Genomic DNA, 17,087 nt, shown 5'->3' with positions numbered 1-17,087 from the left:
GCCCGCCATGCGTCACGCTCCCATCATCCGCCGGCGTGCGGTGGACGACGCATCACAGATGCGCCCGCAGGCCCTTGAGACGGGCGACGGTGATCGGCTTGCCAACGATCTCCATGGACTCGAACAGCGGCGGGGAGACGCGGCGGCCGGACATGGCCACACGGACCGGGCCGAAGGCGAGGCGCGGCTTGTAGCCGCCCTCCTCAACCAGAGCCTTGTTCAGGGTCTCATGCAGGTTGTCGGTCTTCCAATCGGCCTCATCCACACCCTCGAGGGCGGCGATGGCGGCGTCCAGCACTTCGCCGGCGGAATCCTTGAGCTGCTTCTTGGCGTCATCCGCAGGCTCCAGATATTCCTCGGTGGACAGCAGGGAGCCGACCATGCCGGCGACCTCACCCAGCAGACGCACACGCGGCTGAACCAGCGGAGCGGCGGCGGTCAGCACCTCACGCTCACGGTCGGTCAGGGCATCCCAGTCGTCGGCACCGACCACGCCGTCACGATGCAGGTACGGCACCGAGCGGCGCAGGAAGTCCTCGGGCTCGAGCATACGGATGTGCTCGGCGTTGATGGAGATGGCCTTGTCGATGTCGAAGCGGGCCGGGTTGGCCTTGACGTCGCGCACGTCGAACTTCTCGATCATCTCGTCCATGGAGAACACGTCGCGGTCCGGGGCGATAGACCAGCCGAGCAGGGCCAGGTAGTTGAGCAGGCCCTCGCGGATGAAGCCGTTGTCGCGGTGGTTGAACAGGTTGGACTCCGGGTCGCGCTTGGAGAGCTTCTTGTTGCCCTGGCCCATCACGTACGGCATGTGGCCGAACAGCGGCATCTCCTTGGCGATGCCAAGTTCCATAAGGTAACGGTAAAGCACGATCTGGCGCGGGGTGGAGCTCAGGAGGTCCTCGCCACGCAGCACGACGTTGATTTCCATCATCGCGTCATCGACCGGATTGGTCAGCGTGTACAGCGGGTCGCCGTTCGGACGCACGATCACATAGTCCGGCACGGAGCCGGCCTTGAACTCGATGGTGCCACGAATCAGATCGTCGAAGGCGATATCCTCATCGGGCATGCGCAAACGCAGCGCCGGCTTGCGGCCTTCGGCACGGAAAACCTCCTTCTGCTCATCGGTCAGGTTGCGATCGTAACCGTCGTAGCCAAACTCAGCCGGACGACCCGCGGCGAGATTGCGTTCCTTGATCTCCTCGGGGGTGGAGAAGGACTCGTAGGCGTAGCCGGCTTCGAGCAGCTTGGCGGCAACATCCTTGTAGATGGCGGTACGCTCGGACTGGCGGTACGGGCCGTGAGGGCCACCCACATCGATGCCCTCGTCCCAGTCGATACCCAGCCAACGCAGGGATTCGAGAATCTGGTTATAGCTTTCCTCGCTGTCGCGCACGGCGTCGGTGTCTTCGATGCGGAAGACCAGCTTGCCGCCGGTGGCGCGGGCCTCCGCCCAGTTGAACAGGGCGGTGCGAATCATGCCGACGTGCGGGGTACCGGTCGGCGACGGGCAGAAGCGAACACGAACGTTCTTGGGCAGTTCGGGTTTGGTGTTTTCAGCATCAGTCATAGTCCCCTATTGTGCCGCGCGCGCCGGACGCGACGGCCCGCGACGGCGGAGGCATTCCTTGTTATTCATGTCATTCGATGAGCCCGCCGCGTGATGCCTCGCCGTAGAAACTGCCAGGTTGGCGCATGGTCGACTGTCGGACCATGGGGATATATAGCATGCGTGAGACGCGCCGCAGACTTTTCAAGACGCGAGGACATGACTAGCATGGTAGACAACAGCAGCTCCCTAAGCCTACTCACAGTGCTCAAACCAGGGGGCTCTTCTCATGCTGGGGCGGAAGTGAAGCCCGCGAAAACCATCGACCAGATAATCGGCCTGATGAAGAAGCGCGGTCTGGCGGTCACGGATGAGCCACGTCTTCGCAGGGCGCTCTTCGACTGCAACTATTACCGTCTTTCCGGCTATTTCCGTTCCTTCCAGATCAATCCCGCCAACGGCGGCAACAGGTTCAAGACGGGCACTCGCGACGTCGACTTCCTTATCCCCTACATGATGGATGAGGAGTTGCGCAATATCATCCTCAAGGGAACCGCGAAGGTGGAGCTTGCATTGCGCTCGAGGTTTGCGTACCTGCTGGCGTTGGACGGCAACGCTTACACGAATGAAAAAAGAAGCCTATGATGACGGAGCAGTCGGATATGGGTCTGCCGGATGGCGGCAAGTCCCACACCCGCTCAATGAGAGAATGGAGGGACGCAATCGTCTTATGAAAGGGGAATCAATGACCGATCCCAGCAACGCGCCCGCACCACCCACGCCCACGCCTAACGGCGGCCCTATCCAACACCACTCAGGCACGCCCGAATATGGAGCCCCCACCGCGACGCCTGCGGGGCAGGATCACGGTCGTTTCGCCGCCCCGGCGTCAGCGGCGCAGCAGCAACCCTACGGCCAGCCCATCTACGGCCAGCAGGAGTATGGCCAGTCCTACGGCCAGTCCGCTCCGAACGCCAATCCCTATGCCCAGCCGTCCCCCGTCTACGGCCAGGTTCCCCCCACCTACAACCAGTACGCGGCCCCCACCGGCGCGGTGCCGCTGAACAAGCCGTACTACGGATGCCCCTTCTCCGAAGCCTTCCTCCGCTTCTGGCAGAAATACACGGTGTTCAGGGGACGCGCCTCCCGCAGTGAATTCTGGTGGTGGACGCTGGCCGCCGTCATCATCAACGCCCTGCTGTCCCTGCTCGGCGACGTCACGGACGGCAGGCTGGACTTCCTCACCAGCCTGTGGAACCTGGCCATCGTCGTCCCCGGCCTGGCGCTCGCCGTCCGCCGCCTGCACGATACGAACAAGCCCGGCTGGTGGGCCGCCGTCTTCTGCGGCATGATGACTTTGGGACTGCTCATCATGATCGTCGGCGGCGGCGCGGCGTTGTACGGCGCCATCGGCGCCATCGGCCACAACTACGATTACGGTTATGGCTACGGCTATGAGGCTCTGGCAACCGGCGGCTTCGGCGCGTTGGCCATCGGCGGATTGATCATGCTGGCCAGCGCGGTCACCGGCATTGTGTTCATGGCCCTGCCCTCCAAGCCGGAAGGCGCACGGTTCGACGACGACGCGGCGATCGGCGTCGCACCCCAAAACGCCTACGGTACGCCGTACGGCGCCTCCGCCGCCCCGGGATTCCCGGCTCCCGGCACCCCCGCCCAAGACTTCGGCCAGACCGTCCCCACGTATGGGCAGAACCCACAATACGGGCAGAACCAGCAGTATGGGCAGAACCAGCAGTATGGGCAGAACCCACAGCAATACGGGCAGACTCCACAATACGCACCGGCCCCGCAATACGGCCAGGTGCCGCCCGAACACGAGAACGCCGGCCCGGACTCCGGCGAAACCCGCTGAAGCGACGTGCATCAACGGTGAGGCCCCGCTCGAGACGAACGGGGCCTCACCGTCATCGTCGGCCGCATGCCGCGCCGCCGTGCATCATCACACGCCAAGCGTCTCCACCGACAACGTCTGGGAAAGCGTATGCGACTCCCCCGGCGCCAACGTCACACCGCGGTCGCGGCATGCCGCCGCCTCCACCGCCACGAAACCACGCCATTCGCCCGGTCTGGCGCAACGCATATGGTCCCCTTCCTTGCCCGGGTTCCATACCACGGTCTGCGGCGAGCCGGATTTGACGATATGCACCACGCGGCCCAGAACGGCGTCGCGCAACTGCACGGACGAATCCGAATAATACACGCGATCCACCGGCCGTTCGCCGAACGTCACCGCCTCCGGCTCCTGCAATCGCGGCGGGAAACCGGTCTCGGTGGCGTCCAGATACGTCGCCCCCCGCAGACCCACCAGACCAGCGTCGGATACGTCTCCCACATGCAGATAGGAATGCAGCGCGGCCTCATACGACATCGGAACATCACCGGTATTGACGACGGTCAGGCTCATCGTCAGCGTGTCAGCGGCATGCACGTCGTATGTGGCGCGGAAGCGCGCCTCCGGCTCGTCGTCAAGCCACGGCACTTCGCCATCCGTCAGACGCTCGGAATCCATCACATACCGCACCCGGTCATCGGTGAACCCCTCCTCATCCAGCGTCCACCGGCGCACCCTTGCGAATCCGTGGGATGGCGTGATCGCCAGCTGCCGGCCATGCGCGAATCCGGGCCCAAACCACGGAAAGCAGATCGGAACCCCGCCGCCGAGCGGCTTGCCGGGTTCGATGCGCCACGTGCTCGGCGTCCACACCACATCCGGCTGTCCTGTCGGGGCCCAGCGCAGCAGATGCGCTCCGTAATCGCTGATTACCGCGCTACCGCCATCGTTGACAAGCGTGCGCAGATTGACATCGTTGTCCATAAATCTTCCACTTCCATTGCACGGACGATACTGTTCACCCCATAGGATACCGCCGCGGCGAAAACGATGGCAAGACGATCGCAAACCGGCGGCGCGCGACGCCGCCCGCGACACCCGGCACCGGCTACAGCTCCACGGCCTCCTTGCCCGGATCGTCCTTGATGTGGGCGAACTTGGCGGCCAGAGCCTCCTTGTTGCGCTTCTCGTCCTCCTCCTTGGCCCTCCTCTTGGCCTCACCCGGATCCCAAAGCACATCGTCATGATGCCTGGTCCATTCGTCGCGGGCCAAAGGGGCGATGTATGCGGCGGTGGCGGCCAGGGTCCCGGCGTCCCCGGACCCGGCACGGGCATCGAGAAGCCCGGAAATCTGCCGATCGGTCAGGCAGATGCGCGGAATCGAGCACTGTTCGCGCAACTCATTGACGTACAGCAGAATCGGCAGCACGGCGGTCGCCCGAGCCCGGGCGTCGGCGCCGGCGTCTTCGGCCACCACGCCCAGCAGCGCATCGCATACGGCGAGCGCGGTGGCGAAACGGTCTGCGACGTCCTCAGGCTCGCCGGACGCGGCCAGTCGTCCCTGAACGGCGTCGGCCTCGATCTGCGACTCCACGTCGGCTATCGTGGCGCGGACGGCGTGCGCGACGGAGTCGCTCCAATGGACGCCCAGCGTCGCGGCGGCGTCGAAGACCAGCCGCGCATCACCGGATGTGCAATACCCGGCCATCGTATCGTAGGCGTCATTGGCGGCAAGCAGCGCATCAACGATGTTCTGCGGACGGCCGGGAATCTCATCGGCGCCCTCATACACGAATTCGGCGTCGGGCACGGTGACGTCCTCGCCGGTCAGCACGCGGGCGAACGCGCGGGTGAGGCGCACCTGCAGATTCTCCGCGTACTTGGCGTCATTGTCCATTTGCATGGCTTCGGTCAACGGCCACAGGCTGATCAGCGCCGAGCCGGCTTCGGCGGCCTCAGTTACCGCCGGCAATGCCGCGACCTGTGCGATTGCCTCACGATTGAGTTCAATGGTCATCTATGCTCCTTCGCGTCCACCACTCGATTGTAGTGCGTCTTGGCTCCCCTCTCCGAGGGGAGCCAATGTCCTAACACCAGTGTGCCGTTACTTGACATTGGCTGCTGGGTCGACATACGTGATTGACATCACACGGCCGGTTTCGTTGTCGTACGTCACCGAGGTCACGGAGGCGAGCGCCGTGTGCCGCAGGAACATCCAGTGCTCGGGGTGGCCGGTCTCCAGATAATGTCGATAACTGAAAATCGGCGATTCGTGGCTGACCACCACAATCTGCTCGCCGGGGTGCTGGGCCACCTTCTCGCGGGCGAAGTCGTCCATACGAGCCGCGATGTGCTGATAGGACTCGCCCCAGCTCGGCTTGTACAGGTTGGTGACGAGCTTCCAGTTGCCGTTCTTCCACAGCGCGCCCTCGCCATGGCCGATGCGCTTGCCACGGAACTCGTTGCCGGCCTCAATCACCCGTTCATCAGTGGTGAGCGTGAGCGGAGCCTCACCACGAGACTCGCGCACGGGGTTCAGCGCATCGAGAATCGCGCCGGCGGTCTCGCGCGTACGGTCGAGCGGCGAGGAGTAGACGGCTGCAATCGTATTGGTTTGGGGATTCTTGGCCAAGTACGCGGCGGTGGCTTGGGCCATGCGACGGCCAAGGTCGGAAAGATGGAAGTCGGGCAGTCGCTCATAGAGCAGATGGTCGGGGTTGTATACCTTGCCATGCCGGACGAAATGGATGGTGGTAGCGCTCATGAGTCGCCTTTCTGCTTCCCGCCCTGAAGGGCATGAGAACGTTGTCTTAATATCTCCAATCTACCGCGTGTCGCGGAGTGGACACCCGTAGAGTATCCGTGGCGTGAAGTCTGCGAATGGGGATCCGGAGTAAGCTTTACGCGACCATGAGCCCTGCATTGTGTGATGAGGGCTGCGCCGGCAACGCCACGCCAGCGGGGGACATCCAATCGGGAGCGGAAAGGAGCGTAGTGCTGTTATGTCCAATAACTCGTCCAACTCGAACTCGAGCACCATTCTGGCCGACATCAAGGAAGTAGGCCACAAAGTCTTTGGTGGGTATGCGGAACTACTGCGCATTCCGCATACCGCCCGTTATTCCATCGGCTCGGTCATCGCCTGCATGCCATTCCCGATGGTCGGCATGACCATCACCATTTCCGTACAGCATTATTACGGCAACTATTCGCTGGCCGGCATGCTCACCGCCATTCAGGCGATTGCGTTGGCCGTGGCCACGCCGCTGCTAGGCAAGCTGACCGACAAGTTCGGCCAGAGACAGGTCTCGATTCCGACGATCATCGTTTGGATTGTGGCCGCCATCGCGCTGGTGACGGCGATTACCAACCGCGCGCCGGAATGGGTGCTGTACTGTCTGACGCCGTTCCTGGCCGCCATTCCGCCGTGGGGCGCGATGAGCCGCGCGCGCTGGACCAAGATTCTTAAGGGTGACCGGGAGCGCACGAACCGCGCGCTGTCGCTGTGCGGCGTGCTCGACGAATGCATGTGGGTAATCGGCAATCCGCTGGCCTCCACGCTGGCCGTGATCTCCGGTTTGCTGGCGTTCTCGTTCACTGGCATGTGCGTGGTGATCGGTGCGCTGATGTTCCTGACCGAGCTGACCACCGAGCCGCCATCACAGACCGCGCTGGCGCGCGCCGAGGGCATCTCCCGCAAGGAATACCGTGAGCGCGAGGCCGCCAAAGCTGAGGCGCTGAAGGTGGAAACCGCCGCCGAGGAGACCCGCCGCCGTCTTGAGCGTGAAGGCGTGACCGATGAGGCCACGATTAACGCAGCCATTAAGCAGGCGGTCGCCGATGCGCGTTCGGGCAAGAAGGCGTCCATTTGGGGTCCGGGTCTGATTGCGGTGTGCGTCACCTGGTTCGGTTTGGGCGCGTTCCAGTCGGCCACGGGCATCTCGATTATTGCGTTCGCCACCGAAGCGAATATGAAGCAGTACACGGGCTTTGTGTTTGCCTGCTTCTCCTTCAGCTCGCTGATGGGCGCATTGGTGTATGGCGCGAAGAACTGGTCGATTGCCCTGTGGAAGCGCTTCTACTTCTGCCTGGCCGTGGTGAACATCGGCATCAGTACGTTCCTGTTCGCCAAGCATCTGTGGGTAATCATGATCATCTACTTGATTATTGGCGTATGCCAGGCCCCGACGTGGATCAACGGCAACCAGCTCATGTTGCATCTGGTGCCGCCCTCTCGCTTGACCGAGGGCATGGCGTGGATGGGTGCGATGAACTCCATCGGCTCCTCCGCCGGTTCGGCGATTGCCGGCCAGTTCATTGACCGCATGGGCTCGCATGGCGGCTTCATGGTGGTGACCACTTTAGCACTGGCCTCGCTGGTGATTGCGCTGATTGGCTTCAAACAGATCAAGGGCTCCACCGAGCAGCCGACCTTGACTGAAGTGAGTGTGTGAGACAAAAGCTAAGCCCCCTCTGGCGAGGGGGTCTGTCGAGCGAAGTGAGACTGGGGGAGAGATTACGTACGGAAATCTCTCCCCCAGTCTCACTTCGTTCGACAGCCCATATCACGAGGCTTCACACGCAATCAACGTATGTTCACTGCAAAAACACCTACGCTAATCGATATCTCCTGTTACGGTTTTCTCCTTCTGCGCATATTAGTCCGGATTGTGTCAGTTTGGTCAAATGACGCAAAGCAGTACGGACAGTGACCTGTGCCTCTTGAGCAACCTCAGCACTTGATACTGTTCCATGCTCCGCCAATAGCCTTGCAATCGTTTCATCGACAGTATCGACACTCTGCGCAACGTCTACCTGAACTCTGCGACTAAGAACACTCTCAGTGTGTCCAATCCCAGATGCTCCATTGGGAACGGGAACGAATGCCTTGAACACATCACCATCTTCAAGCACAGGCTCCTTGCCGGAATACAAACGAGAATATCGGTATATATTCCGTGTTCCGCTGCCTAAATCATCCGCACGACCTATTTGTGTGAAGAACCCCGCAATGATCGGATTTTTCGGCATAGGATTGAAGTCGTCCAGAGTAACGCGCCCCTCGAACAAGGCACGACTGGCATTTTCAGTACGAATACCGTCATTGTCAATTACCAAACGAGCGATGAATGGATTCGTGTATTCTCGATGAATCAACAGATTGGAAATCAATTCGCGGCAAATAATATTACGCGCACTTACCCGAATGTCATTCTCCAATATGAATGTATCCGGCATTTGCGCATGGGCGAAGGCTGTAAGTTGATCGTATGCATCAAGCAGATTGGTGGACACCGTCAACCTGTCATCATATCGATCAACATTGCGCCGGCGAACTAGCGCATCAGTCTTATATGCAGGACATACGTCGCCAATAACTTCATCAGTTCCCAGCAATAATACAGAAGCAAGAGTTAAGCCCTGCTCGCCTGTTTGCCGATCGCGGCTATATAATTTTGCCGCGCGAAGCATGTGGTCGCAATCCAATGCGAGCCAAGGATGATTCGGGTCTCGCAAACGAATGAGATCGTATGTTCGTTCAATCAGATCCTGGCGCAAATCCTCAACTGTTACATATGGATAAATGCGTCGCTCAGAGTAGATGCTCTGCTTACGCAAATACATCAGCGAAATCTGAGAATCATCACGAACACGGATATCGGCGTCGGCGCGGCGATCATACACCACGTTCTTGTATCGGTAGACTGACGGCCCCGCAGGTACCCAGATTCTAAGAACCAATTCCTCACCGATATCTATGCGCTCAGACTCGAACGCTGGTGCTGGATCAAATACATTCGGATTGCACGTCACATTTGCAATATTGCGTTCGATATCACGAACGATTCGACGATTAACTCCGCGAATCTCTCCGTCATCGCTGACACCTAGGAAAATACTGCCACCTTGCCGATTCGCGAACGAACATATTGTCTCAAAAGTATCCGACTCCGGAAACGAACCGCAACGCTTGAATTCCTGAGAGACACCTTCGCCTTGGACGATTTTCGATTTCAATTCGTCAGGAGTCAATATTTGCCACCTTCAGCATTATCGGACATGTTATCGGACATGTTATCGGACATGTCCGATAACATGCCAACATATCTGGCTTCAAGCAGATCAAGGGCTCCACCGAGCAGCCGACCTTGACTGAAGTGAGTGTGTGAGACAAAAGCTAAGCCCCCTCTGACGAGGGGGCTTAGCTATACGTCAAAACGCTACTTCGACCAGCCTTTGGGCGTGTGTTCCAGGGACCAGATGCCGAGCTTGTGGGAGAAGCTGTTCTGCCACTTGGCTTCAAGCTCCTCAGCATTCAGTCGATTTTCAGCGGACTTCAGACGGTTCATCGCATTGGTGTGCGTATCGTCGAGCAGCCACTTGCGAATCAAGAAGTTCCAGATCATCACCACGGCAGTGGCCACCAACTTGCCGATATTGGTACGCAACAGATATTCGGCATGCTGCGACACATAGGCATCGTGGTTCATGCCATAGGTGGAAATCCAGATAATCGCGTCATTCATGAACAGACCGACTACAGCGCCCACCACGAAGATAAGAATCTCCATCCAGCGCGCCATGTCATCACGATGCTTGAATACGAATTTCATGCTCGCCAGATAGTTGAAAATCAGCGAGATGATGAAAGAGATGGTGGCAGCCAGCACGTTGTGCATGTGGAATATGCCAACCAATAGGTTGAGGATACCCCAGTCGATAACAAAGGCGATGACGCCCACAATGCCGAACTTCATCAGCTGTTCAATCAATTTTCTCACAAGGGTATTCAACACTATTGGGCTGACTGCGGAACATATATTGGCTGAAAAGGCCAATAATCTCCCCAATTGGCCTTGCCCCGGTCCGTTCTGCGAGCAGCTTCCTACGTCCGCATGCCCTGTTCAACAGCAGCCGCTGAGGCTAGACTGGAAGCGAACCGAATCAAGGAGGAATTATGCCCGTTATTCACACTCATGTGTCCGTGTCCACCACCCCTGAGCAGCGCGAGGCGTTGAAGGCCGCCTATGGCAAGGCGATTACCGCCGTGCCGGGCAAGTCCGAGGGCTGGCTGATGTGCCCGTTCGAAGACAATATGCCGATCTACTTCGGTGGTAGCGATGACCAGCCCGCCGCCTATGTGGAGGTCAACGTGTTCGGCCGCTCCGTGCCGGGCTCTGCTTGGGAAAAGCTGACCGAGAGCATAATGGCCGCGCTGAACTCCACGCTCGGCATTCCCGAGGACCGCACCTACATCCGTTACACCGCCACCACCGACTGGGGCTGGAATGGTGGCAACTTCTAGTTTGTGTATTCTGGCTCCCCTCAGTCAGCTTCGCTGACAGCTCCCCTCAAAGAGGGAAGCTCAGATATAGAAAGCCCGCCGGTGGCGGGCTTTCTACGTTTCAAGGGGCTGATTTCCAACATTCAGAAGCTCTACTAGCGTTTCAAGGGGCTTTTAAAACAAGAAACCCGGAGTATAAACATTGCAGTTTCAATGATCATACTCCGGGTTTCGCAATCGAAGAGCCCCTCGAAACGCAGATGGACCTCCGGAAAACCGGAAATCCGCCCCTCGAAAGCGAGTTACCTCACCTCGTGCCTGTCATCACACAATCTTGGGCATAGGGGTGGTGAGGCTGGTGGTCAGGTTGACGTGGACCAGACCGGCACCGGCATGCACCTCGACCTTCTTCAGGGTCACGGTGCGCTCTTCTTCGGGGGCACGGTCGTTGTCGGTCATGGTCGCCGGGGACTTGACCGCCACGAACGTCAGATTGTCCAGCGAGATGCCTGCGCTCTGGCACAGTTCCATGGCCTTGGACACAGACTCGGTGAAGCCCGGCTTGTAGATCACGCGCTCGGCCGGTACGCCGTAGGCGTTCTCGGCCACCCACTTGGCGTTCTCGGTCAGGGCCATGCCCTTGTGCGAATGCGGTTCGGCCGGCATGGAGCCGTTCTGCAACGCATCGACGAAACCGTCAAGCTGCGGGACCAGCGCCTCGCCGCCGTCGCGGAACAGATTGCCGACGATCGGCGTGCGGAAGCCCAGCTCGTCGGCGGTGGCCTGCAGGGACGGGACCTGATCGTCCTCGCCTTCCCACAGGTTGATGAGCGGGAAGGTCGGAATGTCCAGGTTCTCCAGGCGCTGCACGTGGAACGGGTAGCGCCAGGCCAGCTCGGGATCGTCGCGCCAGGTGGAGGCGCGGGTCACCACGATGGCGGCGGACGGCCACTGCGCGCCATACTCGCGACAGGCGATGTCCAGCCACTTCTGGGCACCGGCGTCGGTGCCGTAACCGGCTTCGACGACAACCACATCATGCAGAGCGCAGGCCATTTCCACGGAAACCAGCGTCGGAATGCCGATGGACACGTTGGCGAACGGGCCACCGTGCACGTAGACCGGGGAGCCGTTCACGGTCTCGGTCTTGGCCGGCTTGACCGCGTCGGCCAGAATGCCGGTGATGCGCCACAGGTCCACGAACTCGCCGAAGGTCACGGCCTTGCCGTCCTTGGTGCCGGCGATCATCTTGGATACACGCTCGGAAATCTCGTCCATCGAGCGGGAGAGCACCATGATCTGCATGAGCTCGCAGGTCGGCGTGAGCACGACCTTCTCCGGCACGTTGCCCTTGCCGTAGTCCACGGCGGTGGAGCGCAGGGAGCGGCTCGGCACCTCGGAGACACGCGGCACGAGAATCGTGTCAAGCTTGCCTTCATCGATGGCCTTCTCGGCGAAGGAGACGAGCAGGTTCTGGGCCGCCTCGATGGCGCCCATTTCGCCGCACAGACCCCAGTCGATGAGCTCGGGGTGGGTCAGGGATGCCTTGCCGCCGCCGGAGGCACCGCCCTTGGAACCGGCTGCGGTGATGCCCATGCTCGGCTGACGCAGCACGGCGGCCGCATCAATGCCACGCTTGTTCAGGGCGTCGATCAAGGCGATGGTCGTGGTGGTCTTGCCTTCGCCGCGCGATGCCTTGAGCGGCGTATCGGCGGTGACGAGCACCACCTTGCCGTGCTTGCACGGGGCGTCCGGGTTCTCGGTCAGGTACTTCATGTAGCCGAATGCGTCGATCTTCTGGACCAGGCCGTACTGGCTGGTGAAGTCTTCGATGGTGGTCATTTAATGCCTTTCTGTGTTGATGATGGCGGAGCGGGGTGGTGGGGCGGCCGCCGCCTCTTCGCCTAGAAACAGCCCACTGGGCTGTTTCTTAACAGCTTAGCCCCTCAGTCCGCTTCGCGGTCAGCTCCCCTCAGGGAGGGGAGCTCAATACGGACTAAAAGTCGGACATGTGGAAGCCGTTCTTCATTTCCATGCTGCGAGTGTACAGCACGGAGTCAAGCAGCTTGTCGGTTTCCTCCTTGAGCTGGTCGGCCATGGTCTGGTTGGCGGTGGCGAGAATCTCGCGCACTTCGGGGTTACGCATCGCAGCGATGGTCTCGTCCGGGGTCATCGGCTGCACATCACCGTCTACGTTATCCGCCTCGAATTCCTCTTCGGCAGCAGACTGCGCGGCTTCCTCGGCGGCCGTCAAGCCAAGGCGTGCCACCTGCTCATCGGTGGCAGACACCAAACGGTGACCCATCGCGCCGGTCTTCTCCTGGTAGCGCTCGACGGCGTTGGACGTGGAGCGGAAGGCACCATCGCATAGGGCTGCGATGATGCGGTTGGCCCAGTAGAAGTTCTCGGAAGTCACGCGGGTGGTGGTGTCTTCGAGGTAGGCGGGCGTGGCGTCCACGTTCGGGAAGAACGGTACCAGCGTGTTGAACGGGTTGGACCCGTATGCCATCCACTGAATAGCTCGGGAAGCCTGCGGGCGGTACGGGCGAATCTGCATCACCGCAAGCTGGCTCTGGCGGTTGATGCCGATCGTGCGGTACATGTGGCGGGTGCGCTCATCGCCCAGCTGGCCGTACGGATCGAACGGAGTGCCCTGGTAGTGGGAGCTCAGCACGTACTTGATGTCTTCGATGGTCACCTTGCGCTCCGGCTGGCGGGCCCACGGGATGTCGTCGGAGGTGGGCTTGTGGTCGGCGTCCGGGCCGTCCCACACCTCGTCGTACGGGTTGAGGAAGCGCTGCATGTACCAGGCGCGTGGGGTGTTGTACACGTGGTCGGAGTCGGAGTGGGAGCCGAAGGCGTCGCGCGGGTTGAACGGGGTGGTGTTCTCCACCGCGAGGTCCAAATGGTTGGTTTCGATGAATTCGGCAAGGTCTTCGGAACAAATGTGCGCTTCCTGGTCACCCAGGGCGTCCTCAAGGTCGAATTCGTCGATACCGAGCTGGTTCGGCATGGTCACGTAGGCCTCGTCCGGCACTCGCTTGGCAATCCAGTGATGGCCGCCCACGGTTTCCAGCCACCAGATTTCGTTGGAGTCAGAGAAGGCGACGCCGTTCATCTCGTAGGTGCCGAACTCCTCGAGCAGTGAGCCGAGGCGCTGGACGCCCTCGCGCGCGGTCTTGACATACGGCAGCACAATGGTCAGGAAGTCCTCTTCGCCGATGCCGCCGGGCACCTCGGGCTCATCGCCCTTGGCCGGCGTGTATTCCACGAACGGGTCGGCGCCGAGCACGCGCTCGTTGGTGGTCAGGGTTTCGGTGGCGCTCATCGCCACGTTCGCCTCGTTGACGCCGGCCTCGCCCCAAATACCTTCCTTGAGGTCCGCGTTCGGCACGGCGGTGTACTGCAGCGGGTCGTCCGGCAGGGTGATGGTCAGGTGGGAGATCACCGACTTATACTCACGCGGCTGCTCGCTTGGTTTGACGACGATGAAGCGCTTCGGATTGAACTCGCCGTTGGCGGAATCCTCGTTGCGGGCGATGATGGTCGAGCCGTCATAGCTCGCGTCTTTGCCTACCAGAATCGTGGTGCAGGCCATAGTGTGATGGTGTCCTTTCTTTGTTGTGGTCACGCTCCCGCTGGCGGGAGCTGAACGACGAAGTCGGACTGAAGGAGGTTCTGTACTGACCCGCCCCTCAGTCAGTGATGCTGACAGCCCCCGCCTGCGGGGGCTCATGTGGCTCACGCCTTGCCGGTCAGGAAGACGCCGTCGGTGTCGGGCGTCTCGCCGCTGGCACGCAGCGCGTGCAGCAGTTCGTTGAGCCAGAATCCCTGGTTCAATCCGGGAAGCGGCTTCTTGGTGGCCCACACCTGCAGGTAATACTCATGATCCTTGTCCGGCGGCTGCGGTCCGTTGTACCGCATAATCACGGCCGGGTCAGTGCTACGACCAAGGAACTTGGAGGCCGAAGAATTGCGGCCTTGCACGGTCTCCGGAATCATGGCTGGCAGCTGGCGGGAGAAGTCCGGCGGGATGGCCAGCGCATGTGAGTCGTTGAAGTCGTACATCAGCGCGCCGATGGGCAGGTTGGCCACGGACCAGTGAATCCACTCGAAACCGCAGACCGGAATCGAATCCGGATCCACGAACTCCCAGTGCAGGTAACGAGCTTCGGGGCTCACATCATCGATGTAGAACGGGAAGGAGACCACAGGCACGCCACCATTGAAATATTCAGGGGCCGCGGCCTTGGCGAAATCGTCCGGAATGACGGTGAAATCGGCGGAAATCTTCATACCCACCAGTGTATCGCGAGCCATGTTGCAGATTTCAGTCTGCGGCAACTCAAAACGCCATCACAATACATGGTGATAGCCAAACACGACTGAGGGCCTCCCCTCGACGGAAGGGAAGCCCTGGAATACCGAAAATGCCTTGCTTCCCATTCTCAAAGAGATAGAAAACAAGGCATCATCCCAATTATTCAGCCGATTGCTCGGCCACAGTCACTCAGCCGGAGTGTAGAAGTCGCCGTTGAGGGCCTTGGCGGCCTTCTCCTGCGCTTCTTCTAGCGTCCAGCTGGCCAGCTCGGCGCGCACATCGTCCAGAGCCACCGGGGTCATGGACAGCGAGTTGACGCCGATGCCTGCAAGCACCACGGCCAAATCCGGATCGGCGGCAGCCTCACCGCACACGCCCACCGGCATGCCGTGCGCGTTGCCGGCGTCGGCGATGAGCTTGATGGCGCGCAGCACCGCCGGGTGCCATGCGGTCTGGTAGTTGGCGACCGAGCCGAGCGTACGGTCGGCGGCCAGCGTGTACTGGGTCAGATCGTTGGTGCCGATCGAAACGAAGTCGGCCACCTCGGCCACCTTGTCTGCCATAAGCGCGATGGACGGCACCTCGGCCATCACACCGACCTTCTTCAGCCCGAAGGACTTGCCGAGCTTGACGAAGTAATCGGCCTCATGCTCGTCAGCGACCATCGGGGCCATGACCCACAGGTCGGCCTCGGTCTGGGCATCGGCGGCGGCGAGCGCCTTGAGCTGGCCTTCGAGCACGTTCATGTGAGCCTTCAGCGTGCGCAGACCACGCAGGCCGAGGGCGGGGTTCGGCTCGTCTTCCGGGGTGAGGAACGGCAGCGGTTTATCTGCGCCGGCGTCCAGCATACGGATCACGACCTTCTTGCCGGGGAAGCGGCTCAGCAGCTCGGCGTAGGCCTTGGTCTGCTCTTCCACGCTCGGCGGCTCGGAGTTGCCGATAAACAGGAACTCGGAGCGGAACAGGCCCACGCCTTCGGCGCCATACTCCAGGGCCGGGTCGGCATCAGCGGGCTTGCCCACGTTGGCGAGCAGCGGAATGTGGTGGCCGTCCTTGGTGGAGCCCGGCTTGCCGCGCAGCTCCTTGGCCTTGGCGGCGTGAGCCTTGGCGGCCTCGGCATCCTCGATCTCAGCAGCGGTCGGGTTGGTAACCACCACGCCCTTGGCGGCGTTGACGATGACTTGCTCACCATTGGCCAGGTTCTCGGCTTCGGCGGCGGAGACCACGGCCACGATGCCGCGAGCGCGGGCCAGAATGGCGGTGTGCGAGGTTGGGCCGCCCTGCGAAGTGACGATGGCCAGCACCTTGTTCAGGTCGATTGCGGCGGTGTCCGCGGGGGAAAGATCCTCGGCCACCAGCACGAACGGGGTCTCGCTTTCCGGAATGCCGGGAGCAGGCACGCCCATCAGGTCAGCGATCACGCGCTGGCCCACATCGTGCAGATCGGCGGCACGCTCGGCCTGGTATCCGCCGATGGCGCGGAACATATCCTCAACTGCGGCGAAGCCTTCCAGTACGGCGCGCTCTGCGGTTTTGCCGCCGTTGATCAGCGAGGTGATGCTGGCCGCCAGCGAGGGGTCGGACGCGAACATGGAGATGGCCTGCAGAATCGGGGCGGCCTGCTTGGCGCCTTCGTCGCCGTTGGCCGCTTCTTCAGCACGACGGCTCAGGTCGGCATTCACCACGGCCAGCGACTTAGTGACGCGGTCGATCTCTTTCTGTGCCGGCACGGTATCGGCACGGGGCGCGTCGGAAGGCTCCGGCAGAGGGGCCGCCATACGAATAACCGAGCCGACCGCCACGCCGCGGCCAATGCCAACACCCTTGATTTCCATAATGGTTCTCCTTTGTTCGTAGGGTAGTAGTTCTTTGGAGCAGTGGCCTCGATGCCTACTTCGGAGTATGCAGCCGCAGCCATTGCCGGCAAGTTCTTCCTTGTTAGTTCCCCTATTATGGTGGTCTATCATCTGCAACACGCCAACGGTAATCGTTTTCTGGATTTTATTCTACGTCTCGGTATACTCGATATCAAGCAGCTGCCGCAATTGGCCGCATGACTTCCATTTCAGACAGACGC

15 protein-coding genes are annotated in these 17,087 nt (G+C 60.9%); 5 read left to right on the top strand and 10 right to left on the bottom strand.

What is annotated here, in order from left to right; genetic code table 11:
* Nucleotides 1-52: 52 nt before the first annotated feature.
* Complete coding sequence (gltX, locus tag BLIJ_RS00990) at nucleotides 53-1,573, bottom strand: glutamate--tRNA ligase (RefSeq protein ID WP_012576641.1); 1,521 nt, start codon at nucleotides 1,571-1,573, stop codon at nucleotides 53-55.
* Nucleotides 1,574-1,855: 282 nt separating this feature from the next.
* On the opposite strand from gltX, the gene BLIJ_RS00985 reads away from it, so the two are divergent.
* Together BLIJ_RS00985 and BLIJ_RS00980 are read left to right on the top strand one after the other, a co-directional pair.
* Nucleotides 1,856-2,197: an Abi family protein gene (locus BLIJ_RS00985; protein WP_014484515.1), complete on the top strand. Its 342-nt coding sequence runs from the start codon at nucleotides 1,856-1,858 to the stop codon at nucleotides 2,195-2,197.
* A 100-nt stretch (nucleotides 2,198-2,297) separates the two neighbouring features.
* Nucleotides 2,298-3,425: a DUF805 domain-containing protein gene (locus BLIJ_RS00980; RefSeq protein ID WP_012576639.1), complete on the top strand. Its 1,128-nt coding sequence runs from the start codon at nucleotides 2,298-2,300 to the stop codon at nucleotides 3,423-3,425.
* Nucleotides 3,426-3,512: 87 nt separating this feature from the next.
* Here BLIJ_RS00980 and BLIJ_RS00975 read toward each other — a convergent pair whose 3' ends face one another.
* The 3 genes from BLIJ_RS00975 to BLIJ_RS00965 all read right to left on the bottom strand — a co-directional run bounded on the left by BLIJ_RS00975 (nucleotide 3,513) and on the right by BLIJ_RS00965 (nucleotide 6,168).
* Nucleotides 3,513-4,388: a D-hexose-6-phosphate mutarotase gene (locus tag BLIJ_RS00975; RefSeq protein WP_012576638.1), complete on the bottom strand. Its 876-nt coding sequence runs from the start codon at nucleotides 4,386-4,388 to the stop codon at nucleotides 3,513-3,515.
* A gap of 124 nt (nucleotides 4,389-4,512) precedes the next feature.
* The gene (locus tag BLIJ_RS00970) at nucleotides 4,513-5,421 is read right to left on the bottom strand and encodes a hypothetical protein (protein WP_012576637.1); all 909 of its coding nucleotides are present in this window, start codon (nucleotides 5,419-5,421) and stop codon (nucleotides 4,513-4,515) included.
* An 87-nt stretch (nucleotides 5,422-5,508) separates the two neighbouring features.
* The gene (locus BLIJ_RS00965) at nucleotides 5,509-6,168 is read right to left on the bottom strand and encodes a histidine phosphatase family protein (protein ID WP_012576636.1); all 660 of its coding nucleotides are present in this window, start codon (nucleotides 6,166-6,168) and stop codon (nucleotides 5,509-5,511) included.
* Nucleotides 6,169-6,406: 238 nt separating this feature from the next.
* On the opposite strand from BLIJ_RS00965, the gene BLIJ_RS00960 reads away from it, so the two are divergent.
* On the top strand, nucleotides 6,407-7,858 hold the full coding sequence (locus BLIJ_RS00960) for an MFS transporter (protein WP_012576635.1): 1,452 nt from the start codon (nucleotides 6,407-6,409) through the stop codon (nucleotides 7,856-7,858).
* Nucleotides 7,859-8,015: 157 nt separating this feature from the next.
* Here the strand turns inward: BLIJ_RS00960 and BLIJ_RS13225 are convergent, their stop codons facing one another.
* Together BLIJ_RS13225 and BLIJ_RS00950 are read right to left on the bottom strand one after the other, a co-directional pair.
* Nucleotides 8,016-9,437, bottom strand: coding sequence for a DUF8451 domain-containing protein (locus BLIJ_RS13225; protein WP_012576634.1), 1,422 nt, complete (start codon nucleotides 9,435-9,437; stop codon nucleotides 8,016-8,018).
* Between the two features lie 188 nt (nucleotides 9,438-9,625).
* Nucleotides 9,626-10,162 carry a GtrA family protein gene (locus BLIJ_RS00950; RefSeq protein WP_032744967.1) on the bottom strand — a complete coding sequence of 179 codons (537 nt, stop codon included), beginning with the start codon at nucleotides 10,160-10,162 and terminating at the stop codon, nucleotides 9,626-9,628.
* Nucleotides 10,163-10,362: 200 nt separating this feature from the next.
* Between BLIJ_RS00950 and BLIJ_RS00945 the strand changes: the two genes are divergently transcribed.
* Complete coding sequence (locus BLIJ_RS00945) at nucleotides 10,363-10,710, top strand: phenylpyruvate tautomerase MIF-related protein (protein WP_012576632.1); 348 nt, start codon at nucleotides 10,363-10,365, stop codon at nucleotides 10,708-10,710.
* A 303-nt stretch (nucleotides 10,711-11,013) separates the two neighbouring features.
* Here BLIJ_RS00945 and BLIJ_RS00940 read toward each other — a convergent pair whose 3' ends face one another.
* From BLIJ_RS00940 to ptsP, 4 genes are all read right to left on the bottom strand, one after another.
* A complete protein-coding gene (locus BLIJ_RS00940; protein ID WP_012576631.1) occupies nucleotides 11,014-12,531 on the bottom strand; it encodes a formate--tetrahydrofolate ligase in 1,518 nt (505 codons plus the stop codon).
* A 154-nt stretch (nucleotides 12,532-12,685) separates the two neighbouring features.
* Complete coding sequence (locus BLIJ_RS00935) at nucleotides 12,686-14,287, bottom strand: C69 family dipeptidase (RefSeq protein ID WP_012576630.1); 1,602 nt, start codon at nucleotides 14,285-14,287, stop codon at nucleotides 12,686-12,688.
* 143 nt (nucleotides 14,288-14,430) lie between these two features.
* Nucleotides 14,431-14,985 carry a YbhB/YbcL family Raf kinase inhibitor-like protein gene (locus BLIJ_RS00930; RefSeq protein WP_012576629.1) on the bottom strand — a complete coding sequence of 185 codons (555 nt, stop codon included), beginning with the start codon at nucleotides 14,983-14,985 and terminating at the stop codon, nucleotides 14,431-14,433.
* A 210-nt stretch (nucleotides 14,986-15,195) separates the two neighbouring features.
* Complete coding sequence (ptsP, locus tag BLIJ_RS00925) at nucleotides 15,196-16,845, bottom strand: phosphoenolpyruvate--protein phosphotransferase (protein ID WP_012576628.1); 1,650 nt, start codon at nucleotides 16,843-16,845, stop codon at nucleotides 15,196-15,198.
* A 51-nt stretch (nucleotides 16,846-16,896) separates the two neighbouring features.
* On the opposite strand from ptsP, the gene BLIJ_RS14740 reads away from it, so the two are divergent.
* Complete coding sequence (locus tag BLIJ_RS14740; RefSeq protein ID WP_162859228.1) at nucleotides 16,897-17,067, top strand: hypothetical protein; 171 nt, start codon at nucleotides 16,897-16,899, stop codon at nucleotides 17,065-17,067.
* Nucleotides 17,068-17,087: the final 20 nt, after the last annotated feature.

It is taken from the genome of Bifidobacterium longum subsp. infantis ATCC 15697 = JCM 1222 = DSM 20088 (genome assembly GCF_000269965.1).
Lineage (GTDB): Bacteria > Actinomycetota > Actinomycetes > Actinomycetales > Bifidobacteriaceae > Bifidobacterium > Bifidobacterium infantis.
Note: the sequence above shows the minus strand (reverse complement) of the source record. Positions and strands in the feature narration are given on the sequence as shown.